We start from the raw sequence: 24199 nt of genomic DNA on the forward strand, positions 1-24199 counted from the left end.
AACTCTCAAAGTAAAGCTGTCCCTGAAACTAACCAATTTTTAGACCGTATCGATATTATTCTTGAGTTGCTGTATCAGATCCGAACGAGGGGGTATTGCAGTGGTTAAAACGTTTTGGTAGAAAAAGATATTAATGAGGGTAAGATATTAATAAAGGAATTAGATTATGCTAATTTTGATGTTCACGCTGCATTCTGGCTCTATGAATCTGATGGAGAATATTGGAGGTTTATTATTGCATCTGATGTAGTAGAAACAGAAGGAGCTCGTAAAGCATATGAGCAAATTAATAATATTATAAATGAAAATAAGGATACAATTAGTATTAATTTAATTGATATCTCCGCTTGGAGTCCAAATCATCCTTTAATAAGATCTTTACGTACTGTAATTCAAACATCACCAACACAAATTGCCGATATTAGATTTTCTAGTAATAAATAACATTTATATAGACGATGCCTACATATATCAAAATGCATTAATATATAGCGAAAGGATACACTCTTATGACATTTTTAGAAAAAATTAAGCCACACCTACTTTCAAATGATATTTTAATTCAAAAAACAGTCTTACATGCGATACATGAATATCCAAACGTTCCAGAAGAGTGGACTGTTGAGTTACTCAAGGAAGCATTTAGCAACGAAGTGAAGCAATCTTACATATTAATGTTTCTAGATAAACAAAAAATCAATGAAGAAGCACTGACTATTTTAATTGAAAATATTCCAACTATGAAGCAGAATGACCGTCATCTGGCTTTGGGGTTATTAAATAATATTGATACTACGCTTGCTTTAAAGTATAAAAAACAACTTGAAAAATATCTCCCGAAACAAATCTGGGCAATCCATGAGGTTATCGAGCATGGAGAGGAGAAGAAGTTTATTCCATGTACGGCGAGGTATTAAATAGGATTGATCGTTCCCTTTCCCCTGAATATGACTATTATCCAATCGCGAAAAAGCTATCTGAGTGTATTGTAGAAAAGGGTTGGATAGATGAGGAAGATATTGATACCGTTCTTGCAGATGAAGCCAACGAAGAGTGGTTTTCTGAAAATGGGATTATGAATGTCTATATGGCCGGATTACTAAAACTAGAAAAACACATTCCACTGTTTGCAAGCTTTTTAACAAGGGATGATGACGCCTTATTGGAGGAAGTTAATGCAGCGTTAGTCCGTTTTGGCTCAGATCAAGTAGTAAAAGCGATTGCTCCTTATGTAAGAAAGCCAGAGTCTGTCATATATGCTGCATCCATTTTAGGAAATATCAAAACCGATCTGGCGCTTCAGGAATTAAAAAAGGCCTATCGTGAAACCGATGAATTGGATGTTCAAGAGCCCATCATTGAGGCGCTTAGTTTCCATTTTTCAAAAGAGGCCCTTCCTGAAATGAACGCCCATATGGAGTACGAATATGATTTTTCTTTAGTAGAAATTGAGCACGTCGCCTACAGCTTTTACACGATTCTTGGAGAGAAGCACCCTGACCTACTCGAGTGGAAGAAAAATGAAATGGAAAAAGAGGGTCCAGCGATTCAAATAACTCCGGTAATAAACGAAAATAAAGTAGGCAGAAACGATCCTTGCCTATGTGGCAGCGGAAAAAAATATAAAAAATGCTGTGGAAAATAAACAGTAACGGCTGAATCCTATTTGGGGGTTCGCCGTTTTTTTTGTGGACAATGATCAAGTGGGTTAGAGGGACAGGTCCCAAAAACGTCAGGAGAATGTTCTGGTTTCGAAGCGAATAAAGTAGTAAAAAATGTAGGGGGGATTCATGGATGTCACGTCAACGGGTTGGTGGAGTTTGTGCGATTGTGTCTGCGTTGGTGCTTGTTCTTGTGATGGTCTTAACACAGGCAGTTGCAATGAAAAACGTCGAGGGAAAAGATGTTTATGAGCAAACTGTACATTCACTTGCAGCTTATCCAGTTCTAAACTGGGCATTATTGTTACTCGGGGCATTCGCCATCATTTTATTATTCTGGACGGTTGAAGCGATTGACATGCGCCTCCGCAAAGGCTATCCGGAAATGAATTCAAATGTCTCAAGGTTCGCATACTTCCATTTATTTTCCTATACATTATACATGCTCCTGCCCGCTGCGGCCCTCCATGATCTCGCAAATGAAGACAAAAACATTCAAGAAGCTCTCTCGACTATCCATCCAATGATTGAACTTGGCCTCGTCATCTCCGTATTATCCAGTATCTGTTTAAGCATATGGCTCATTCAAGTAGGAATCCTCATTTTAAAAACGAGGTTGTTTTCGAAGTCGTTGGGTGTGTTCACGATATTGATTAGTCTAATCGTCCTCTTTGGAGGAACATACGAAGCGTTATACGGCAGGGGATTGGCACTAGGCATAGTCCTAAGTATCCTTTCTTTTGTTGGCGCCTTCGTCATATGGAAAATTTGGATGGGGATTGAGTTGTTGAGGAGATAGTCGAGTAGGAAATCTGTAAACGCAGTTAGTGTAACGTGAAAATAAAAAAGGAAAGCCATAGTGTTGGCTTTCCTTTTGGGTCAGAGGGACAGGTCCCTTGACCCTGGGAATATATGGTGGGACAAGGGACCTGTCCCTGTGTCCCAATGTCCAGCCTAGGATGCTTGTTGGCCTTCTAGGACTTGGACTGTTTGTTTGGCCGGTTTTTTCATGAAGATTAGGTTCATGACGATGGCTGTTAGGCTACCGATGACGATTCCGTTGCTTGTTAGGATTTGGACGCCTTCAGGTAGATTTGCGAATAGGGTAGGGACGGTTGTGATACCAAGGCCCATACCGATTGAACATGCCATGATTAATAGGTTTTCTTGTGATGAAAAATCAACTTTGCTTAGCATTTTAATACCCGCAGAGATTACCATTCCGAACATTGCAAGCATCGCACCGCCGAGAACTGGTGTTGGGATGACGGTTGTGAATGCACTGACTTTTGGGATGAATCCAAGGATGATTAAAAATGCGCCAGCTGCGTAAATCACGGTGTTCTTTTTTACGCCTGAAAGTTGGATAAGTCCAACGTTCTGTGAGTATGTTGTATATGGAAATGCGTTGAAAATCCCACCTAAAATAGTTGCGATTCCTTCTGCACGGTAACCGTTCGACAATTCCTTTTCCGTTAACTTTTTACCAGTGATATCACCAAGGGCGAAGTACACGCCTGATGCTTCAACAAGCCCTACGATTAGCACGAGAATCATTGTGATGATTGCGGATGGCTCGAATGTTGGCATACCAAAATAAAACGGTTCTGGCATGTGCAACCAATTGGCATCCGTTACGGCTGAGAAATCAACTCGACCCAAGAAATAAGATACGATTGTTCCAATAATTAACCCAAGTAAAATGGCGATTTGACGCATAAAACCTTTTGCAAAACGATACAACACTAAAATAAAGATGAGCGTTCCAAATGAGAGTGCAAGATTTTGAAGCGAACCGAAATCTGCACTGCCTTGCCCGCCCGCCATATCATTCATTGCAACAGGGATAAGTGTGATTCCGATGATAGTAACAACTGATCCTGTCACAACTGGAGGAAAATATTTGATTAACTTACCAAATATCGTTGAAACCAGAACGAGAAACACTCCGCCAACTAAAATTGAACCGTAAATAGCGGATATACCGTATTCTCCCCCGATTGCAATCATAGGTCCGACCGCTGTAAAGGTACAGCCGAGCATAACGGGTAGCCCGATTCCAAAGTATTTATTTTTCCATACTTGTAACAGGGTTGCAATTCCACACATTAAAAGGTCGATTGCAACGAGGTACGTGAGTTGCTCACCAGTTAACCCGATAGCGCCTCCGACGATAAGTGGAACAATCACGGCTCCTGCATACATCGCAAGTACATGTTGAATTCCGAGAGATGCGGTTTTGAATAAGTTCCCCTTCATTAGCGACCAACCCCCACTTCTTCTAAAAATGTAACTGTTCCACCCTGAAGTGATTGGATGCGAGCAAGTGATTCAACTTTGAATCCTTTGTCGCGAAGCAATTTTCCACCATCTTGGAAGGATTTTTCGATAACAATTCCAATTCCAGCCGTTTTAGCGCCAGCTTTTTCAACGATCTCAGTAAGACCAAGAGCTGCTTGCCCGTTTGCTAAAAAGTCGTCGATGACGAGCACATTGTCCGTTGGTTCAAGGAATTTCTGAGAAACGGAAATTTCATTGGTTTCATTTTTCGTAAAAGAATGAACAGACGCTGTGAGTAGGTCGTTTACGAGAGTAAGAGATTTTCTTTTTCGAGCAAAAATCACAGGGACCCCGAGTTCGAGCGCAGCCATCATTCCAGGCGCAATCCCTGAAGACTCGATTGTTAGCACCTTGGTGATTTGGTCATGTTGGAATCGTTGCGCAAATTCTTTCCCAATTTCCACCATTAACACAGGATCTATTTGATGATTTAAAAAGGCGTCCACCTTAAGGACGTGGTCGGAAAGGACTCTACCTTCGTTGATAATTTTCTGCTGTAAAAGTTCCAAACAAGTTTCCTCCTTTAAAATAAAAAAGCCTGAACATCATTGCACTCCTCAAATATGAGTGAGTCAATGACCTTCAGGCTTTCAACGAAGGAAAGTGGAATAAGCATAAATGCATTCCCATTGCTCACTCATAGTCAGCGTATTTACGGTGCGCTGGTAGAAACTTACGGGCCATATCCCCGTGATTATATGAGTGAATGCCGATATTCAAAATGGTATGTACCTATTCTATTACGGCATGCGAAATTTGTAAATGGTTGGTGTTGGAAAAAGAGGGTACCATGGGGACGGTTCTCCTGGTCCATAAAACCAATAGAACCGTCCCTGTGGTTCTTATATGATCAATTATCGTAATTCTCCACAAAATCCTTCAACACATGGACTGACTGAACGCAGTCATTTAAAGAAGTCCACTCAGCTGGGTTATGGCTAACGCCGTCTTTGCTCTGAGCAAAAATCATGGCTACCGGCAGGACGTGTCCAACAATCATCGCGTCGTGGCCGGCACCGCTTGGTAAATAGACTGGCTCAATTCCTTGTGCGACAACAGATTTTTCAAGCTTTTTCTGCATGTCTTCACTAATCGGAACGGGTGCTTCACGGAAAGTTTCTTCATATTGAAGTTCAATTCCGTGGGCCTCAGAAATGGTTTGTGCTTTTTCAATCACCATATCAATAAGTCGGTCTCGTGTTTCTTTTTTGATATCACGAATGTCGACTGTCAGGCGAACTTCACCTGGAATGACATTTGTGCCGTTTGGAAGCACATCGACTTTACCTACGGTTGCAACCGCTGATGAACTCACTTGCCCAGGCAGAGATTGGACCTCATGAATGAACTGGCTTGCAGCAACCAACGCATCTTTGCGGTCGTCCATTGGCGTGTTGCCCGCATGTCCAGCAAGTCCCGAAAACGTCATTCGTAACCAACATGGCCCAGCGATTCCGGTCACAATTCCAGCTGGCACCCCAGCCTTTTCTAATCTTTTTCCTTGCTCAATATGTAATTCCACGAACGCCTCGAGTTTGGATAGATCTCTTTTTGAATTAAAATATCCGTCAACCGAAAGTCCAATATTTTCTAAAACGGTTGTAAAAGAGTCGCCATTAAAGTCTGTTTTCTTAATGTATTCCTCCCTTGTTACTTCCCCAATCATGGCTGCACTTCCGCTAAAACCTCCGTTAAAACGGGCACCTTCTTCATCTGTAAAAATAACCACTTCAAATGGTCGTTCCGGCACAAAGTCCGTTTGTTTCCATGCACTAGCAACCTCAAGTGCCGCAAGCACACCAAGTGGACCATCAAAATGTCCACCGTTTGGAACACTATCAACATGGGAACCAGACATAATCGCTGGTAGATTTGGATTTTTGCCATCGATACGGCCGAAAACATTTCCAGCACCGTCTTCGGTTACAACGAGACCTGCTTCTTTCATCCATTGCTTTACCATATCTTTTGCTGCCTTTTCCTCAGGGGAAAACCCAGTTCGGTTTGAACCGTTGTCTGCAGTTAACCCAATTTCTGAAAGAGCAGACAGGCGAGACGCCAAACGCTCGCCACTTACACCGTTTTTATCTAATGATAGATCATAAGTTGAAACTAACTTGTCTAATAAGTTCAAGGTAGGGTGCTCCTTTACGAAATTTTTAATATATTCTATCACAATAGTATTCCTATTTATAACAAATTTAAAGGGAACAAATGTTCTTATTTATACTAGTAATCTATTATCTGAAATGTTAAAATAGAGTTGCAGTTACATAAAGCGGGTGGGCGGTTAGCCACTTCCTGATTGAAGGGAGGTGGTAAAAATGACGACATACGAGGCAATGTCCGTGGCAATGGAAGCTAATTTAGTCTTGCTAGGGATCATCACAATTGTAGTAATGTTGTTCGTTGAAAACAAAAAGAAGTAACCGCCCCACCTAGTCCAAAGGATTTTGGGTGATTACTTCATTTTTGTAGTTCTCAAGACATTGGTTAGCCGCTCACTTTGCGGCATGTAATTGTGTTGATCAGGTGTTGGTGCACCTGATCTTTTTTATTATATCTTTATTATAATCATAATAACCGCTTAATTCAACTTGTTGAGGTGGCATTAGTAGCGAAAAAAATGAATAATGTTGCAAACAAAAAGAAGTAACCGCCTATCCACGCCTAGGATTTAGGTAGCTACTTCTTTTTGGTATCACTTCTATGTTCATGGGCAAGCCGCTCACTTGCGGCATTATCAGCAGGGGAGTTCCCAATAATGTTATAACGCAATTCTTCGAGCTTATAAAGCAATTCTGCCAAATAAAGCGCAATTCCTTGGACTTAGTGCACAATTCCGCCGAATAAAACGCAATTCCTCGAACTTATAGCGCAATCCCTCATATCATGTCACGATCCACCCAGCTCAGGGCACAATCCGCACAACTTTGAACACAATTCCCGCAACTCAGCTCACAGCCCCGCGCCATCACTCATAACTCCCCTGAACCTCAAGCGCTTTTTTCAGCATTTTCTTCTTCTTTTCCTCGTACTCATCCCGGAATGGGGTGGCCTCGTCCTTCGAATAGCCGCCTGCCTCTAGTTCAGCCTCAAACTCAGAATAGATCTTCTCGAACGCCACATCCGTATCTTTTTCCAGCGTCTTGAACTCGTTATAATAGCTGCTCATGACCTGCAATGCGGCGATTCCATCGGTAGATTCCTCAATAAAATCCGCCTTGGCCTGAGCCAGCAATTCCTTTGCTTTCTTTTTTGTTTCCTTCTCTAGATTCTCAAATTCAACCGTATATTTGTCTTTTATTACCGCCAAAGGGTCAGTCGTCGCCGCTGTTTCAACCGCAGGTTCCGGTTCAGAAGCAGGGACCTTTTTCATATTCAAATGAAGCTCGCGTTGCGGCAATTTTGTCGCTTGGACTTGGACCGTTTCCTTTTCTTGAACCACAACCCAAAACACGCCAAGCTCTACAATGATTGCGAGAATTAGCAACCTCTTAATCATGTTCTCACCTCACCATACATTGTTGCCCATTGCCACAATCCTAATCATTCATTATCCTCGAAAAATGAGCCCAAAACTCAAACAAGCGCTTGTTTAGATTCAATTAAACGTTTGTTTGAACTGGCAATCTAGCGAAAGGACTCATGTAAAATTCAAACAAACATTTGTATGAACATAAAATTGCAATTCAATCAAATGTTTGTTTGGGAAAAACACTTCTAAAATTACTATTCTGAAATAATAATCTCGCGCAATTTTTTAACCGCTTGTTTTCCCCACGACTTCACCGATTCCACTGTAACCCTGTGCTCAATCGCGATTTCCTTATAGCTTTTATCCTCAATAATCCGCCCTTGAACCCACTTCACCTGATTTTTCGTCAATTTTTCCCCGTACATATCAATCAAATCAACTTGAAAAACCTCCGAATTATCCGCGAACTTCATAAAAACCTGCTCACCTGTAGGCTGATAGTGCTCCTGATAACGAACCTCTTTTTTTAATTGATCAAGGAGCTTCCCTCGAATGGTTGAAAAGGCAAATGTCGAAAATTCAACACCTTTCCCAGGGTTAAAGCGGGTCGATGCCTCCCAAAGTCCAATCAAACCAATCTGGAAAAATGTTTCTCTGTCTCCGTACAAGCGCAAACTTTTTATCACCTGAAAAATTAAAGGTTTATACTGTTCTGCTAGTTCCTCAAATTCCATCTAAATGGTCCTTTTAAAGAACGCGTTCCTTACTTATTCCGCCGGTAACACCAATTTACTAGGTTACAAGGTGTGCAGTCCAAATGGTAAACTTCACGTATGAGGGGGTGGGGAGGGTGTCGTATGTAACGTATGGTATAGCGAAACTTCACGTTTGAATAAATCGAAATGAAAAAAACTTGAAAAAATTGCAAAAAATGTTGAAAAATGTGACCAAGTTCACAGATGTTTTGTCGAATTATCGATTATTATAAAAACAGAAATGCTACTTAAGACCTACAACCGCTTTGCTGAAACGCAGAGACCCTACTTCCATAACAACTACATATCATAATCCCAGCGTTTCATTTTCAATACATAGTTCTCATATTTAGATATTTCTTCCCCTGATTGGAACAGCCAGAATTCGACAAACATATATGCAACCCTGAATCGACAGAAACGCAACCACGATTCGACATAAGACAACTGAATGAGTCTAAGATTAGGTGTGCAGCAATGTACACCTCCTTCCAAAAATAAACTAGTCAGAATATTCATTACATATGATTGGTATCATGGTAAACTAGTGATAAAAGGAGGTATTGTCATGGAACCAATTTTTATTATTGATGGAGCTCGTACGGCGTTTACTAGTTTTGGAGGATTGTTTGCAGGGACAGGAGCAACCGAGCTAGGACGCGCAACAGCAGTTGAGGCTTTGAAACGATCTAAGGTCGACCCCGCGCAAATTGATCACGTGATTTACGGAAACGTGATTCATACGGAAAAAAATGCATCCTATCTGGCGCGGCACATCGCCCTACATAGTGGCGTTCCTCAGGAAGTCCCTGCATTTATGGTCAACCGCCTTTGTGGGTCTGGTCTGCAATCAGTGGTTTCGGCCGCTCATCATATTTTAGTAGGTGACGCCAACATTGTGCTGGCAGGGGGAACAGAGAACATGTCCCAATCCCCGTATGCGAATTTCAAGCAGCGATTTGGCGGATCAAAAATGGGCAATCTACAGTTTGATGACATGCTGTTAACAACCCTGACCGACCAATACACAGGTAAAGGTATGGGCATGACGGCTGAAAAACTAGCCGATCAGTATTCCATTACTCGTGAGGAACAAGACAAATTTGCGATTGAATCAAACCTGAGGGCATCCAGGGCGGCTGAGAACGGAACTTTTGCAGAAGAAATTGTCGCGGTCGAGGTGAAAACGAGGAAAGGTAGTATTTTTATAGATAAAGATGAACACATCAAGCCTAACGTGAACTTGGAGATGATAAGCAAACTGCGCCCATCGTTTATATCAGACGGAACTGTTACTGCGGCGAATGCATCTGGCATTAATGATGGTGCCGCATCGGTGGTTGTTGCGGGTGAAAAAGCTGTGCGTGAAAATGGACTCAAACCTCTTGCGAAAGTCGTTTCGTGGGGAGTAGCGGGGGTCGACCCAACCATCATGGGGATCGGACCGGTACCAGCAATTAAAAAAGCACTAGAGCGTGCGGGACTCAGTTTAGCAGATATGGATTTGGTCGAAGTAAACGAAGCATTCGCTGCCCAATACCTCTCAGTCGAAAAAGAACTCGGACTAGATCGAGAGAAAACAAACGTCAACGGTGGTGCCGTCGCACTGGGACACCCAGTTGGCGCAAGCGGCGCACGAATCCTACTGTCAGCAGGATACGAGCTAAGGCGGCGTGGCCAAAGATATGCAGCGGTCAGCCTCTGCATCGGTGGCGGCCAAGGAATCGCCATGATCATCGAAAATAATAGCTTTTAAGATATTCAAGGCCTTCAGAAAAAAATCTGAAGGCCTTTTTAAATGCGTCCGAGCTTCCTTGTCCGTGGGTCAGAGGGACAGGTCCCTCGTCCCAGTGACAAACTAAGAAAAACCTACTCCGCAGCAACCCTGGTAAATAAATAGTCATTCAACGCCAGCTGCAGGGTTCCTTTCGAATCCGCAATATCCGCAATACTGACGTCTAACGTAATCATCTTTTTCACAATCTCGGCGCGGATGCCGGTGAGGACTGTTTGGCAACCCATCATTTTCACGCCCTCAATCAGTTTCAAAAAGCGAAAAATCACTTCATCCTCCATGAACGCGACCCCGGATAGATCCATAATCAGCGTGCGAATATGTTCGTTTTCAATGCTAGCCAAAATTTTATCCTCAATTGTCAAGATACGAATCTTATCAATTCCTCCAATTAGCGGAATGATATGCGTTTCCTGGTTAATAGGAATAATCGGCACAGACAGATTTTCAACGAGCTGTCTCTGAGATTCCAGTAGTTCGTCCTTGTACCTCGAATAGCTGATGAAAAAGTGAGTCAAAAAATGATCCAACAGAATATTTATCTTTTTTTCAAGTGAAAAGAAGTCGTCACGGCTAGGTTCATTATTCAACAAAAGGTCGTAATTGTACAGGAAGTCCCAAAGCGTTCGGCGAATGGATTGGACCCATTCAAGCTTAAACGCGAGTGTCAGCGAGTTTTTTGCCCAGGCGGCACCTTCCTGCTTTGCGAACGTAATCAATTCATGCTCGCGCTCTTCGACGATATAGAGTACGAGTTTGTGAGCATTGTCGAGAAGATTGATGTTCCCGATTCTGTGAATATCCTTGATTTTATCCTTTACATTAATCGCTTCCTCAAGCAATTTTTCTTCAAAATAAGCTTTGTTGGCTTGGAAAAACTCCTGAATTGACTCTTTATAAACAACATCCAATTTTCGTACACCCCGATTTATGGTTTTATGTTGCCTTGGTAATCTGATTGTAAAAGTTGTTCCGACATTGACTTCACTGTCGACCGAAATATCTCCGCCGTGCTGGTACACTACGGAGAACACTTGAGCAAGCCCCATCCCGGTTCCAGCGTCCTTAGTAGAAAAAAACGGCGTTCCGAGCAGATTCATTTTTTCCTTCGGGATACCGACACCCGAATCTTGAATGACGACCATCACTTCCTTGGCATCAGCACGGTGTGTAATCGTAATCTTTCCGGCATCCTCAATGGACTCAATCGCATTTTTTATTAGGTTAAAAAAGGCTTTCTTGAACTGATTTTTCTTACCGACAATGGTTGCATCCGTATGTTGGAAGTCCGTCTCAATCTCAATTTTATACAATTTATCTAAAAAAAGGTTTAAAATGGATTCCAATTCTGTAGCAAGATGGATCGATTGCGCGTCTTCATCCTCTAAATCAGGCTTGGACACCTGAAGCAAATTATTCAAGGTGACAAGCGCATTATCTAGTTCACTCTGCGCAATATCGAGATAAGCATGTTCCTCCTCTTTCTGAAGAAGTTGCAAAAACCCCTTCACGGCTGTCAACGGGTTGCGCACTTCATGGGCAATTCCCGCCGCAATCTGTCCTACCGAAGCCAACTGACTTAAATGTGAATCCCTCCTTTGCTCCTCATTTTTTACTTCATTTGAAACCATAAAAAGAAAGCCCCCCACCTTAAAAACTAAGATTCTATAATTGCGTTAATCTTTTGAATTAAATTATAAAAATTTTACCGGAAAAATATTCCCCACTGCAATAAAAATGGGTGGAAATCAGACCCATTTGTGCAAAATACTACAAAAGTAGTACGAGAATTAAGTTGGGTTACTCGAACTCTGTCGAAATAAGGGGTGGGACGGAGGGACAGGTCCCTTAGACAAGGGTATGATCCACAAATTCTTTTTTGAGAACATGTACATAGTGATACTAAATTGGAAAAGGGACTCATAGGTTTATTTATATGAGTATTTTTTCATTCAGCGAAAGGGCCATTTTCGTCTGGGTGGGAGGAATGGAGGGGAGGACAGTATGGAGGCTTGTCCAATGCCCATCCCGCCTGAATATTCATGATAGGACGCATTAAATGTGAGGGAACGGTATGAATCAGAGAACCTACATTAATTGGAAAATCATCATGAGCATTGCCCTAATGATAGGGCTCATTTATGCACCAACACCGAAAGCGGCCGCGAAAGATCCGAAAGTGCTGGTCATTTTCTCATCGCAAACTAACCAAGTCGATGAGCATCAGCGCCTACTGGACATGCTGATAAGCCACTTTACAGAAGACATCTCATTCAAAAGTAGCAGCGAGGTTGGAGCCGGGGATATGAAGGGTGTGACCCACCTTTTTTACTACGGACAAACGCAGGAACAACTGCCCCCCAAGGTTATTGACATCATGGCCGCATTCAACGGAACCGTCATGTCAATTGGTCTCAATATCGAACAGCAACAAGCGATTTTTCCATTTATAAAAGCGAGCCAAAACGAGCTATACACCGAGGAACTCTATCTTCCTGAAGAAAATAAAACAATTAAAGTCGACCCGACCAACATCATCCAAATAGAAACAACCGCAGATACTCTAATTGAAGCGAAGCTATCCAACGAATCCTACCCACTCCTAGTTAGAAAGGAAAATAAATATTATTACGCGACAAATAATTTATTTCCACCTATCTCCAATTTTTTAGCTGAGGCCTTGCACGAGGTCCTCAACACGGAACACCAAGCGCCCACTCAGGCCTATCTCAGACTTGAGGACGTCAATCCGGCTTCAGACTCGAAGCAGTTGATGGAGATTGCGAGAATCCTAGAGCGACGCGACATTCCGTATATGGTATCGGTCATTCCAGTCTATCTCGACCCGCAAACTGACGAGGAGTACCACATTAAGGATGCGCCTGATGTTCGCGCGGCCCTCAAATACATGCAGGACAATGGCGGAAGCATCATTCTTCATGGGTACACCGACCAATACGAAAATACGAAAACCGGTGATGGTTTCGAATTCTGGGACACAACACGAAATTCGCCAATTACTCAAAATGAACAAAAATACATTAATAATCGGATCCAACAGGGGCTCCAGGATCTTGTCGAGTATGAGCTTCACCCACTCGCATTCGAGGCGCCGCATTATGCGATGAGCCAAACCGGCTACAAATTATTATCGGAACATTTTTCAACAATCATCGGTCAACTTCAGCTGACAGACAAAGATTGGCGCATCATGACCGAGTCGCCTTATATCACGAAGCCGACCTATCTCCATGGCATGCAGCTTTTGCCTGAGACGATTCGCTATGTGCGCTATGAGGATCCGCAGTCGATTCAGGAAATGAAGTCGCGTATTCATGATTTTACAACTGTTCGAGATGGCGTCATTGGCGGCTTCTATCATCCGTTCTTGGGTGCAAGGGGACTGATTGAAATCCTAGATGAATTTGAAAAAATACCAGGCGTCCAGTGGATTGACCTGAAAAAGTTGAAGAACACAGTGAAAGCAGAGGGGATCTGGATTGAATCAGATAACGGCAAAATGGATTGGGACATCGACCGTGATTCATTCGTCGACGAGACAGTGATTCCTCTATCCCTAGCTGAATTATTCCAATTGTTTCGCGACAATACATTTTGGGTGCTCATGGGTGCCGCGATCACACTTTTTGTTGCAGTTATCTCCCTAAAAAGAGGTGAATCAACATGAAAATCATTCCACTATTACTCGCCATATTACTTCTTGGAGCCTGGGACGCAGGACTTGGGCGGGACACGGGGACAGGTTCCTCGTCCCACCGCCACCGGGTGTTGGTGGTGTTTTCGTCTCAGACGGGGGAGATGACGGATCAGCAGCGGGTGCTGGATCTCCTTGTCGGGCATTTTACGGATGACATTACGTTTAAAAGTACAAAGGAGGTCGAACCCAAGGATCTAGCTGGCGTCACACACCTCTTTTATCACGGGCAAGTCAAGGAAACACTAACGGACAATTTTAAAAAGGCACTAACGAATTTTACTGGAACTCTCGTTGCTATCGGCCACAACTCTGAGCAGCTCGCGGACCGATTTTCTTTTATGAAAGTTGAAAGAGAAGTGTCGGTTTCGAAAATCACGAATGAAACGGACTCTATTACTATTTTTCCTCAGAGCATCCTGCAAGTAGCTGCGGAGGGCGCCGAAACGCTTGTGAAAGCAAGTCATGGTGCGGAAAACGAGTACCCGTTATTTCTCGGAAAAAATCAAACCTATTACTACGCGTCACCAATTATTGAGTATACAAAGGCGATTTTCCTTGGCGATGCGCTTCACACTGTCTTTGAAGATGAGCATGCCGACATACGCCCGGGCTATATCCGGCTAGAAGACATTCACCCGATGGCGGACCCAAAAAAGGTCATGGAAATAGCAGAGATTTTAAAAGAAAAACAGATTCCGTATATGGTTGCGGTCATTCCGGTTTATACCAATCCGCATACAGAAAAAGAGTACCATTTTTCAGACTCGCCTAATCTTTTAAAGGCACTCAAGTATATGCAAAACAACGGTGGCAGCATTGTACTCCATGGTTACACCCATCAATTCAAAGCAAGTGAGACGGGGGAGGGCTTTGAATTTTGGGATGTCGACAACAATATGCCGATTTACCATAAGGCAAATGAAGATGTGGTGAAAAAGACTCGTCGTGATTTTGCAACAGATGCTGAATATGAGGTATACCGAAAAAGTCAGCTCGAATTCGAGACGAACTATATAAAAGAAAAAATTCAACGCGGGATTGATGAGCTAGTGAATTACGGGCTGTTCCCACTTGCATTTGAGGCGCCTCACTACACAATGTCGCAAAATGGGTACAAAGTGTTGTCGGACCACTTTTCAACATACGTCGGTCAAGTCCAGCTCAGTGACGAGAACTGGGAAGTGATGGGGACGGCTCCAGCGGAATCGGCGCCAAGCATGTTCCACGGCATGACCTTGTTGCCGGAAACAATTGGTTTTGTTGACCCGAAGGATCCGAACGCGATTGAATCGATGATCAAGGAAGCGCACCGCTATTCGATTATGCGTGACGGCTTTGTTGCTGGATTCTACCATCCGTTTCTTAAGGTGGAGGCCTTTCAAAAGCTTTTAGCAGAGTTGGAAGAAATCCCGAATGTCGAGTGGATTGACCTGAAGGAGCGGGTCAACACCGTTCGCTCCGAGAATGTCACGATTGAGTCTGGAGAGGGTCGCGTCAAAGTTGACATCAGTTATACTGGTCTTTTTGCATCGTCCCCTAGCTATCTTTTTTACAGAATTAAATACTTTTCGCAGCATTTAACATGGGTGCTTGTCGGAGCCGGTGCGCTTGCTGTTGTTCTTTTTACACTATATGGACTATTTTTACGATGGAAATGGAGGAGGGAGTATTATGGCTGACACATTTATGTATATTTCCCTCTTTTTGATTTGGTCGATGTTGTTTTACCACATGTTCCTGATGCAGGGCGGCTACCTTCATTCAGTCAGGTATCGCAAAAAAGCACGAGAATGGGAGAAAAATCGCACTCCGTTTCCGAGGATGAGCATCCTCATTCCAGCCCACAACGAGGAGGTTGTTATCCGCGACACCCTCGAGTCGATGTGCGCTTTGCGCTACCCACTTGATCGGCTAGAAGTGATTGTAATCAACGATAATTCAAGTGACCGTACTGGTGAAATTGTCGATGAGTTCACTCGAGATTATCGTTTTATAAAAGCCATCCACACAAAGCCGCCATTTGGTGGAAAAGGGAAGTCGGCCGCACTGAACATCGGTTTTGCACAAGCTACTGGTGACATTATTTGTGTCTACGATGCTGACAATACGCCAGAGCCAGATGCAGTTTACTGGCACGCGATTGCGTTAATGAATGATTCTCAGGCTGGTGCTAGTGTTGGAAAATTTCGTGTCATCAATGCGGGGAAAAACCTGTTAACTCGGTTAATCAACATCGAGACGCTCACATTCCAGTGGCTCGCCCAAGCAGGTAGATGGTATTGGTTTAAAATGACGACCATTCCAGGAACAAATTTTGCGATCAGAAGGTCGATTCTCGAGGAGCTTGGCGGCTGGGATGAAAAGGCTTTGTCAGAGGATACGGAACTCAGTTTTCGCGTGTACAATCTCGGCTACTACATCCGCTTTTTCCCGGAGGCCGTTACCTGGGAACAGGAGCCCGAGACTTTAAGAGTCTGGTGGCGTCAACGCACACGCTGGGCGCGCGGCAATCTGTACGTGATCGCAAAATACATGCTCCGCTTTTTTAAACTGAAAAATAAAAAAGTCGGCGTCGACTTGTTTTACTTTTTCTTTACGTATCTATTATTCTTCGGCGGCGTCATGGTGTCACACGTCATTTTTATTATGAATCTATTTGTTGACCTGAACCTGTCGATCGGGTACGTATCGTATGCCCTGTTGATACTCGGATTTTTGCTGTTCGTAACCGAGGGCATCCTTACCCTCAGTATGGAAAAAGACCAACTTAATACGAAAACATTTTTCACCGTCATCCTCATGTACTTCACCTACTCCCAGCTCTGGATCCTCCTCGTCGCCTACTCAGCCTTCTTGGAAATAAAGAGAATCCTCCTCCGCCAAGAGGTCAAATGGTACAAAACAAAGAGATTCGCAGGGGCAGGGGTTTCGGTCAGGGACACAGGGACAGGTCCCTCGTCCCAAAACACTGTGAAGGAAGAGGTTAAAGGTGAAAGTTCAGGCTAAAGGGGTGAGAACAGTCGCGGTGCTGCTTGTCATTGTCCTCGTTGTTTGCGTCGTTTTATTATTTTGGAATAATGAACTCTCGTCGCCTACCCAGGCCTTCGTTGAAAAATGGCTAATGAATACGAACGGAACGATTGCGACCTATGTTCTTCCGGACGAAGAGTTTGACGCGGATCTCGCAAAAGGAAGAGAGGCGCTGTCAGAATCGCTCGGCCTTTGGATGCAATACGCAATTGTGGCGGAAGACCGAAAGCTTTTTGAAAAAGCACACCAATCTTTGGTGGCCTATTTTATGGAGGATGACGGCTTTATATATTGGAAACTGAACGAATTGGGGACGAGTCAGGTTTATACAAACGCACTCGTGGATGATTTGAGAATCATGGAAGCCTTGTTTCAAGCCGAGAAAAAGTGGGGCAGGAACTATGGAGCAAACGCTTTGAAAATCGGTGAATTCCTATCCCAACCCCAGGCTGGATTTCTAACGGATTATTATGATTTGCAGTATGGATATAGCGGGAAAACGATAAGTTTGTCCTATATTGATCCGGTGGCAATTGAGTCAATGTGGGTGCGGGGACTGCTTGATGCGGAAACGGCTCAGCGTACGATTGGAATTTTACGAGAGGCACCTATGAAGGGTGGATTTTATCCGATATCGTACGGGACCCGCGGCTATCGTTTCGTCGAGGAGGTTCATATGGTCGATCAGGCGCTGGCTGCCTATCATCAGGCAAAGCTTGGGATTGTGTCGGAGGAGTTTTTAGATTTTGTAAAAAAAGAAATGTCGGAGGTTAGCGTCGTTTACGGGCGGTATAAATTGGAGAATGGTCGGCCGACTGTCGAGTATGAATCTCCGTCGGTTTACGGATTTTTATTGATGTACAGTGTGGAAATAGGGGAAAAAGAGTTAGCGGAAAAAATTTACCGTCGAATGATTGCGTTTAGAAATGATGATAAGGATAGTACGTATTACGGCGGCTATTCGGTCGATAAGAGCGGGAACACACATGTGTTTGACAACCTCGTGCCGATGTTGGCGGAGCAGGTGTATTTGGGGAGGTAAACACCCTTACAGTCCAAGCAAATAGTCCTTTCGTAGGAAGGAAATCCGGTCCAAAAGGAGAACTACTAGGTTAATTAATGCTTACATTGACGAAAAGAGGTTCGACACATGTCTTTAATAGATGCTGAAAGAAACATAATTGAAAAATTTCCTCGTATATTTGAAGGGAAGCCAGAAAAAATCAAACAAGCCCAGCAAGTCACGGATGCGCTAAAAGAGTTAATCGAACTATGTGGGGACGACCCGACACGTGACGGGCTTATCGAGTCACCACAGCGGGTACTCAAAGCATTTCTCGAATACACCGAAGGCTATCAAGAAGATCCAAAGGAACATCTGAAAAAGGTATTTGACGTTGCACACCGTGAGCTCGTGCTTGTAAAAAATATCGAGTTCCACTCCATGTGTGAGCATCACTTTGCACCATTTTATGGAGTCGCGCACGTTGGCTACATACCGGATAAAAAGGTGACCGGGCTTTCCAAGATTGGAAGAATGGTAGATGGCTATGCGAAGCGGTTTCAGGTTCAAGAAACACTGACAAACCAAATCGCAGACGCCATCGAAGAAATCCTCCAACCACAGGGAATAATGGTGGTTATTGAAGCGAAGCACATGTGCATGTGTGGGCGTGGAATCAAAAAAACAAACTCCGAAACCACAACAACGGCCGTAAGAGGTCTATTCGAGCAGCGCTCGGACTCACGCCTCGAATTCCTAACACTATTAAATCGATAAGGGTTAAATGGGTCGTGGGTCACAAGGTGGGGTTGCCCACCACGGGTCACGGGTATAGGTCCCAACTCTATACCAGAAAGGCAGGTGAGATTGGTGAGACATGCGATTGTTACAGCGGGAACGAAGGGATTAGGTAGAAAAGTAACGGAAGAATTTTTGAAATCGGGTTGCTCGGTGACGGTGAATTACAGGAGTGACCAATCGCGCGTTGAAGTGCTGAAACAGGAGTGGAAGCCTTATTTAGAATGCATTCAATTCGTACAAGGTGACGTCACAAAAAAAGAGGATATCACAAACATCTTCCACAAAGCAATGGACCGCTTTGGACGAATCGACTACCTCATAAACAACGCTGGCCCGTATATTTTCGAACGGAAAAAGTTAGTAGATTACGAGGAGAACGAGTGGAATGAGATGATTGAAGGCAACCTGAGTTCGGTGTTTCACTTTCTCAAATTAACGATTCCTGTGATGCGCAGCCAGTACTTCGGCAGAATTATCACCTATGGCTTTCAGGACGCCGAGAACTCGCCAGGTTGGATGTATCGAGCTGCCTTCAGTGCGGCCAAGGTTGGACTTGTTTCGCTCACCAAGTCCATCGCCCTTGAGGAGGCCGAGTACGGAATTACTGCAAATATGGTGTGCCCGGGAGACATCACTGGCGACATGAAAGAAGCTACCATCACCACTGCCCGTGCACGAAAAGACCCCCAAACCCCAATCGGCCGCCCAGGAACCGGCGAAGATATTGCCAGAATCATCGCCTTTCTTTGCGAGGAAAACTCAGACTTTATCACCGGTAGTGTCATCTCGGCATCAGGTGGGGTAAATGTTGTAAATAAAATAAAGGGGCAGGTCCGTTGACTCACCCAGCCTGGGGTGAGGGACCTATCCCTCTGACCCACCAGAAAGGAGTAACTAAATGAACCGAAAAATGAAGGTGATGACGGTTTTTGGCACGCGGCCTGAGGCGATAAAGATGGCGCCGGTCGTTAAGGAACTCGAGAATCACCCACATGACATCATCCCAATTGTGACAGTGACGGCGCAGCACCGTAATATGCTCGACCAAGTGTTAGACGCTTTCCAAATCAAACCTCATTATGATTTGGACATCATGCAAGATCGGCAAACGCTAACTAGCATCACAACCCGCGCCATCACCGGTATCGATGAAATTTTACAAAAGGAAAAGCCTGATCTCGTCTTAGTACACGGTGACACGACTACTACTTTTGCAGCAAGTCTAGCTGCCTTTTACAATCAAATCAAAGTTGGACATGTAGAAGCGGGACTCAGAACTCACAACAAGTACTCCCCGTTCCCAGAAGAAATGAACCGCAAAATGACAACAAGCATCGCTGATTTTCATTATGCACCGACTAAAAAATCAGCTCAAAACCTGCTCGACGAGAACATTCCTGAGCACCAAATTTTTATCACCGGCAACACCGGAATCGACGCACTAAAATTAACGGTCAACCCATCCTACCAACACCCAATCCTGAACAAAATTGGAAGCAGTCGACTTCTACTACTCACAGCCCACAGACGTGAAAACCTTGGCGAACCACTGAAAAATATTTTTAAAGCGATAAAACGAATCACGCAGGTCCATGATGATGTCCAAGTCGTCTACCCAGTCCATCTCAACCCAGCCGTAAAAGATGCCGCAACTACTATTCTAGGAAACAATGAAAGAATCCACTTAATCGACCCACTACCCGTACTCGATTTCCACAACTTTGCAGCCAGAGCACATCTGATTTTGACCGACTCAGGCGGCATCCAGGAGGAAGCGCCATCGCTCGGCGTACCTGTACTCGTCCTTCGAGACACAACCGAACGCCCCGAAGGCATTGAAGCCGGGACGCTAAAACTTGCAGGAACCGACGAACATTCCATTTTCACACTCGCACACGAACTTCTAACAAATCCGATCGAATATGAAAAAATGGCCAGGGCCTCGAACCCGTATGGTGATGGAGAAGCAGCAAACCGAATTGTCCAAGTGATATTGAACCATTTGAGAAAAAGTGAACTTGCGATTGGGTCACGGGGACAGGTCCCTTGACCCAGATGGGACCTGTCCCTCTGTCCCACAAACAGCCTATCTTTCGAGCAGGAGTTGCTCATGAAGATAGGCTGTTTTTATGTTCATGAACATTATCTAGAGACGAGCATTTATTCTATATGGTTGTAATTTGTTATGAAGTAGTATAATATACCTATTTTTGCTTCTTAGGACCTATGTAGGAGCCTCGACGACTATTCCCTTGATCCTACCTCTCTCCTCTCTTAAAGACACCATAAAGACAACTTATCGACTTATTATGGACTGTCTCTGTTAGAAGGTGAACTATATAATTAGTTCAAGACTCGAATTTTCACCAGGGAGAACACCAACAATTCTATTTTTAGGGAGGTATGAAAAGTAATCACAAATTGTATGCGCTGCCATTTTTAATTCTTTTAAAATGAAGGGAGATTTCACATGGGGAAAAAACGTTTTCGCAAGCTGTTCTCGAGTTTCTTAATTGCTTTGTTAATTACTAGTTTCTTTCAATTCAGTGTAAGTGCCGAAGCAAATCAAGACGAGACGGTGGTTGCAAAATTGAATGGTCGTGGTTTTAAAGAAGTGCAGAATCTAGGTACTCCTGCTACAGGTGCAGTTGTAACGGATGCTGTATTTGGGAAAGAGAACGGGAAAGATGTTGTCTACACAACCGCCAATGGAGGATTATTTAATGTCATTGATGTGAAAAACAATACGGTTCTCTTTAATGCGCAACTGGGTAATGTTGGCCAGGTCTGGACACATATTATTGCTCCAGATGGAACTGTTTATATTGCTGGATTAGCAGAAAAGAACGCGGGAGAACTTTGGAGTTATTCACCTGCTACAAAATCTGTTAAGAACCTGGGGATTCCAGATGCAAGCCATCAATTTTGGAGCAGCACAACAGATGATCAAGGAAATGTCTATATCGGAACATACAAAGAAAAAGAAGGTAAAATCTTCAAATATGACGTCACTCAGCAAAAGTTTATTGACCTAGGAAAAGTAGATGCTGAGGGCGACGCTAGTTATGTTCGATCGTTGACTTACCACAACGGATATCTCTACGCAGGCTTGGGGGTTACTGGAAGTGTCTACCGCATCAACACGGAGACTTTAGAAAAAGAAAATATCACGAAAAATGTAGCGGATATCATGGGGAGTACACTTGAAGAAATGCAGTTTGCCTATGATATGGAGGTCGCTGGAAATTACTTGTTTGTACGTTTCAGTGGTGTGAGTGCAATTTTGGTATATGATTTAACGACACAAGAGTGGGTTGATCGAGTAATAGGTGGTATAAAAGGCGATGGTTCTGAGGACGACTTTGGGGCTTTTGGATATTCACAATTAGCTGTGAATGATGGCAAAACATACGTAATTAACGAACGTCATATTTTAGAAGTGGATGTAAACACACTTGAAACAAGGGAAACAGGTATACGTTATCCTGCAGGATGGCGAGGAAGTGCATTCGTTGATTTTGGCGAGAATAATTCAGATTTACGTCTTGTTACAGTGAAAAGATCCGGTGAAATTATGACAGTGGATTTGGACGACCAAAAAATAATTGATTTGCCTTTAGCGATGAATGGGAACTTGCCTTTAGCTTTACATAGTCTTGGACTTGGTCCTGATGGCAACCTGTACATGACTACCTACCCAGGTGGACCAAAAGGGGCAAGGTATAATACGAAAACAGGAGAGGTTACGACGTATTCACAAGGGCAAGCAGAAGGCATGATTGCTGGAAATGGCTCTGATATGTACTTCGGTATATACTCCGGGGCATCGATTCAGAAGATGAATACAGATACACTAGAAGTTAAAACGCTATTCAATTTATATGATGAGTATGAACAAGACCGTCCATATATTATGAAATTCGAAAATGAAAAATTGTTAATTGGTACAATTCCATACTATCAAAAATTAGGTGGAACTCTAACGATCTATGATCCGATTACAGGAGAAAGAGAGACACATAGAAATATCGTTCAAGATCAAAGCATTGTTGGCCTTGCTTATAAAGATGGAAAAATCTATGGTTCTACTACAATCCGTGGCGGATTAGATATCGAACCAACTGCGAAAAAGGCAAAAATGTTTGTGTGGGATGTAGCAGGTAAGAAGAAAATCACAGAATTTGAATTAGACTTCCCAGAACTAGATGCACCACCAATGATAAGCGGATTAACATTTGATGATGATGGATTGCTATGGGGAGCCGTTGATGGCATTTTATTTGCGATGGATCCGGATACGTACGAAATTGTAAAATCGAAGAATCTATACCCGAATATTAAAAATAGAGGAATGTGGAGACCGGTTCATATCCTGTTTGGTGAAGATGGTTTACTGTATACGGATATTGGTGGAAAACTAGCAGTTGTGGATCCTAAGTCAGATGATCTCAAGCACGTTAGCTTAATTGAATCTGGACCAGAAGTGTCGTTTATCGAACTTGCCTATGATAACGAAGGCAACCAAAATGTTTATTTTATCGACGGTGACAGCCATTACTTAAAAATGATTCCTGTCATTGATGGCGGAAAACTACCTGTTGTACCTATTTACGAAACCGTTCCTGTTTCTTTTGAAAATGCAGGATTTGAAGGTACAGTAGGAGAAAATAATTCGATTCCGGGTTGGTCGTCATTATTTAACCTTACTAGTAATGTATCGTACGGGATAACCGATGAAAAGGCCAAAACGGGGAACAATTCCTTGAAAATCGCCGATAGAGCTCAAAATGAAACTGTGTTTGTCGTATCAGATCATATTCCGGTTACAGCTGGTGTTGAATATACGGGTACTGTTGAAATGTATTTGGAAGATGGCAGTGCAAGCTTCTTTATCCGTTATTTTGATTCAGCTGGTAAGCAAGTTGGGAAAGATGTGGATGGTGTCAACATCATTCATGTTAGGGGCGGACACAAACAGTGGCAAACTGTTCGTGCAACGGTCACAGCACCTGAAAATGCTGTTTCTGCTAGATTATTTGGAGGGGCTTCTAACTTCTTTACAACGTCAGGCGCCTATTACGATGACTTCAAACTAACGTATGAGAGAGAAGTTGTACTAGATAAAGTCGTTATTTCGGCAGAAGATACACTACTCCAAGGTGAGGAAATGGAATCTGAACTTTCTGTCCTCCTAACAAATGGAGAGCAAGTCAATTTAGATGAAGTAGATGCTGTAGAGTGGGGAAGTAGCTCACCTAAGGTTGCTGCAATAGATAACGGAAAAATTACCGGTAAAAATGCAGGAACTACCGAAATTCAAGCAATCGTGACTTATCAAGGTGAAGAATACGCATCGAATAAACTTTCAGTGACAGTTACAGTCACTACAGCTACATTAGCCAAGCAAATTGCAGAGCTTTTGGAATCAAACCAAATCGAACATTCACTATCACAACAACTAACTAACCGATTAGACCAAGCACAGCATCATTATGATAAAGACGATGTGCAACAAGCCAAAAAACACCTAGAAGACTTCAAAAAACACCTAGATAACAGCAATGCTGACAACGAAATTAAAGAAACGCTCACCAACAACGTAAACGCAATTTGGTAAT

The 24199-nt window shown here is 43.3% G+C and carries 19 protein-coding genes and 1 riboswitch; of the genes, 13 read left to right on the top strand and 6 right to left on the bottom strand.

The window, feature by feature from the left end:
- The first annotated feature begins 114 nt into the window (after positions 1 to 114).
- The 4 genes from CKK03_RS22425 (at position 115) to CKK03_RS22435 (ending at position 2460) form a co-directional block, all read left to right on the top strand.
- Positions 115 to 444, top strand: coding sequence for a hypothetical protein (locus CKK03_RS22425; RefSeq protein WP_099364731.1), 330 nt, complete (start codon positions 115 to 117; stop codon positions 442 to 444).
- Positions 445 to 509: 65 nt separating this feature from the next.
- Complete coding sequence (locus CKK03_RS23930) at positions 510 to 917, top strand: hypothetical protein (RefSeq protein WP_218962822.1); 408 nt, start codon at positions 510 to 512, stop codon at positions 915 to 917.
- Entirely contained in the window at positions 899 to 1645 is a 747-nt protein-coding gene (locus tag CKK03_RS24080; RefSeq protein ID WP_245864263.1) for an SEC-C metal-binding domain-containing protein, read from the top strand. The genes CKK03_RS23930 and CKK03_RS24080 overlap by 19 nt, the downstream gene beginning before the upstream one ends.
- Before the next feature lie 149 nt (positions 1646 to 1794).
- Positions 1795 to 2460, top strand: coding sequence for a hypothetical protein (locus tag CKK03_RS22435; protein ID WP_099364732.1), 666 nt, complete (start codon positions 1795 to 1797; stop codon positions 2458 to 2460).
- Positions 2461 to 2615: 155 nt separating this feature from the next.
- Here CKK03_RS22435 and CKK03_RS22440 read toward each other — a convergent pair whose 3' ends face one another.
- From CKK03_RS22440 to CKK03_RS22460, 5 genes are all read right to left on the bottom strand, one after another.
- Positions 2616 to 3920: a nucleobase:cation symporter-2 family protein gene (locus CKK03_RS22440; RefSeq protein ID WP_099364733.1), complete on the bottom strand. Its 1305-nt coding sequence runs from the start codon at positions 3918 to 3920 to the stop codon at positions 2616 to 2618.
- Entirely contained in the window at positions 3920 to 4510 is a 591-nt protein-coding gene (locus CKK03_RS22445; RefSeq protein WP_099364734.1) for a xanthine phosphoribosyltransferase, read from the bottom strand. The genes CKK03_RS22440 and CKK03_RS22445 overlap by 1 nt, the downstream gene beginning before the upstream one ends.
- A 111-nt stretch (positions 4511 to 4621) precedes the next feature.
- A riboswitch (purine riboswitch) is annotated at positions 4622 to 4723 on the bottom strand.
- A gap of 128 nt (positions 4724 to 4851) precedes the next feature.
- Complete coding sequence (locus CKK03_RS22450) at positions 4852 to 6135, bottom strand: M20 family metallo-hydrolase (protein ID WP_099364735.1); 1284 nt, start codon at positions 6133 to 6135, stop codon at positions 4852 to 4854.
- Positions 6136 to 6975: 840 nt separating this feature from the next.
- Positions 6976 to 7506 carry a hypothetical protein gene (locus tag CKK03_RS22455; protein ID WP_099364736.1) on the bottom strand — a complete coding sequence of 177 codons (531 nt, stop codon included), beginning with the start codon at positions 7504 to 7506 and terminating at the stop codon, positions 6976 to 6978.
- A gap of 227 nt (positions 7507 to 7733) precedes the next feature.
- The gene (locus CKK03_RS22460; protein ID WP_099364737.1) at positions 7734 to 8213 is read right to left on the bottom strand and encodes a sigma-70 family RNA polymerase sigma factor; all 480 of its coding nucleotides are present in this window, start codon (positions 8211 to 8213) and stop codon (positions 7734 to 7736) included.
- A 589-nt stretch (positions 8214 to 8802) separates the two neighbouring features.
- Between CKK03_RS22460 and CKK03_RS22465 the strand changes: the two genes are divergently transcribed.
- Positions 8803 to 9990 (top strand): acetyl-CoA C-acetyltransferase, encoded by a 1188-nt coding sequence (locus tag CKK03_RS22465; RefSeq protein WP_099364738.1) that lies wholly within the window; start codon positions 8803 to 8805, stop codon positions 9988 to 9990.
- A gap of 113 nt (positions 9991 to 10103) precedes the next feature.
- Here CKK03_RS22465 and CKK03_RS22470 read toward each other — a convergent pair whose 3' ends face one another.
- The gene (locus tag CKK03_RS22470; protein WP_099364739.1) at positions 10104 to 11660 is read right to left on the bottom strand and encodes an ATP-binding protein; all 1557 of its coding nucleotides are present in this window, start codon (positions 11658 to 11660) and stop codon (positions 10104 to 10106) included.
- 443 nt (positions 11661 to 12103) lie between these two features.
- Between CKK03_RS22470 and CKK03_RS22475 the strand changes: the two genes are divergently transcribed.
- The 8 genes from CKK03_RS22475 (at position 12104) to CKK03_RS22510 (ending at position 24198) form a co-directional block, all read left to right on the top strand.
- Positions 12104 to 13717 (top strand): polysaccharide deacetylase family protein, encoded by a 1614-nt coding sequence (locus CKK03_RS22475; protein ID WP_099364740.1) that lies wholly within the window; start codon positions 12104 to 12106, stop codon positions 13715 to 13717.
- Positions 13714 to 15426 (top strand): polysaccharide deacetylase family protein, encoded by a 1713-nt coding sequence (locus tag CKK03_RS22480; RefSeq protein WP_099364741.1) that lies wholly within the window; start codon positions 13714 to 13716, stop codon positions 15424 to 15426. The genes CKK03_RS22475 and CKK03_RS22480 overlap by 4 nt, the downstream gene beginning before the upstream one ends.
- Positions 15419 to 16753 carry a glycosyltransferase family 2 protein gene (locus CKK03_RS22485; protein ID WP_099364742.1) on the top strand — a complete coding sequence of 445 codons (1335 nt, stop codon included), beginning with the start codon at positions 15419 to 15421 and terminating at the stop codon, positions 16751 to 16753. The genes CKK03_RS22480 and CKK03_RS22485 overlap by 8 nt, the downstream gene beginning before the upstream one ends.
- Entirely contained in the window at positions 16737 to 17819 is a 1083-nt protein-coding gene (locus CKK03_RS22490) for a hypothetical protein (protein WP_099364743.1), read from the top strand. Before CKK03_RS22485 ends, CKK03_RS22490 begins: the two co-directional genes overlap by 17 nt.
- A gap of 108 nt (positions 17820 to 17927) precedes the next feature.
- Entirely contained in the window at positions 17928 to 18557 is a 630-nt protein-coding gene (gene folE, locus CKK03_RS22495) for a GTP cyclohydrolase I FolE (protein WP_099364744.1), read from the top strand.
- Positions 18558 to 18650: 93 nt separating this feature from the next.
- Positions 18651 to 19421 carry an SDR family oxidoreductase gene (locus CKK03_RS22500; RefSeq protein WP_099364745.1) on the top strand — a complete coding sequence of 257 codons (771 nt, stop codon included), beginning with the start codon at positions 18651 to 18653 and terminating at the stop codon, positions 19419 to 19421.
- 58 nt (positions 19422 to 19479) lie between these two features.
- The gene (wecB, locus tag CKK03_RS22505) at positions 19480 to 20631 is read left to right on the top strand and encodes a non-hydrolyzing UDP-N-acetylglucosamine 2-epimerase (RefSeq protein ID WP_099364746.1); all 1152 of its coding nucleotides are present in this window, start codon (positions 19480 to 19482) and stop codon (positions 20629 to 20631) included.
- A gap of 420 nt (positions 20632 to 21051) precedes the next feature.
- Positions 21052 to 24198: an FIMAH domain-containing protein gene (locus tag CKK03_RS22510; RefSeq protein ID WP_099364747.1), complete on the top strand. Its 3147-nt coding sequence runs from the start codon at positions 21052 to 21054 to the stop codon at positions 24196 to 24198.
- Position 24199 lies beyond the last annotated feature (1 nt).

The organism is Fredinandcohnia onubensis (assembly GCF_002734215.1).
GTDB lineage: Bacteria > Bacillota > Bacilli > Bacillales > Bacillaceae_L > Ferdinandcohnia > Ferdinandcohnia onubensis.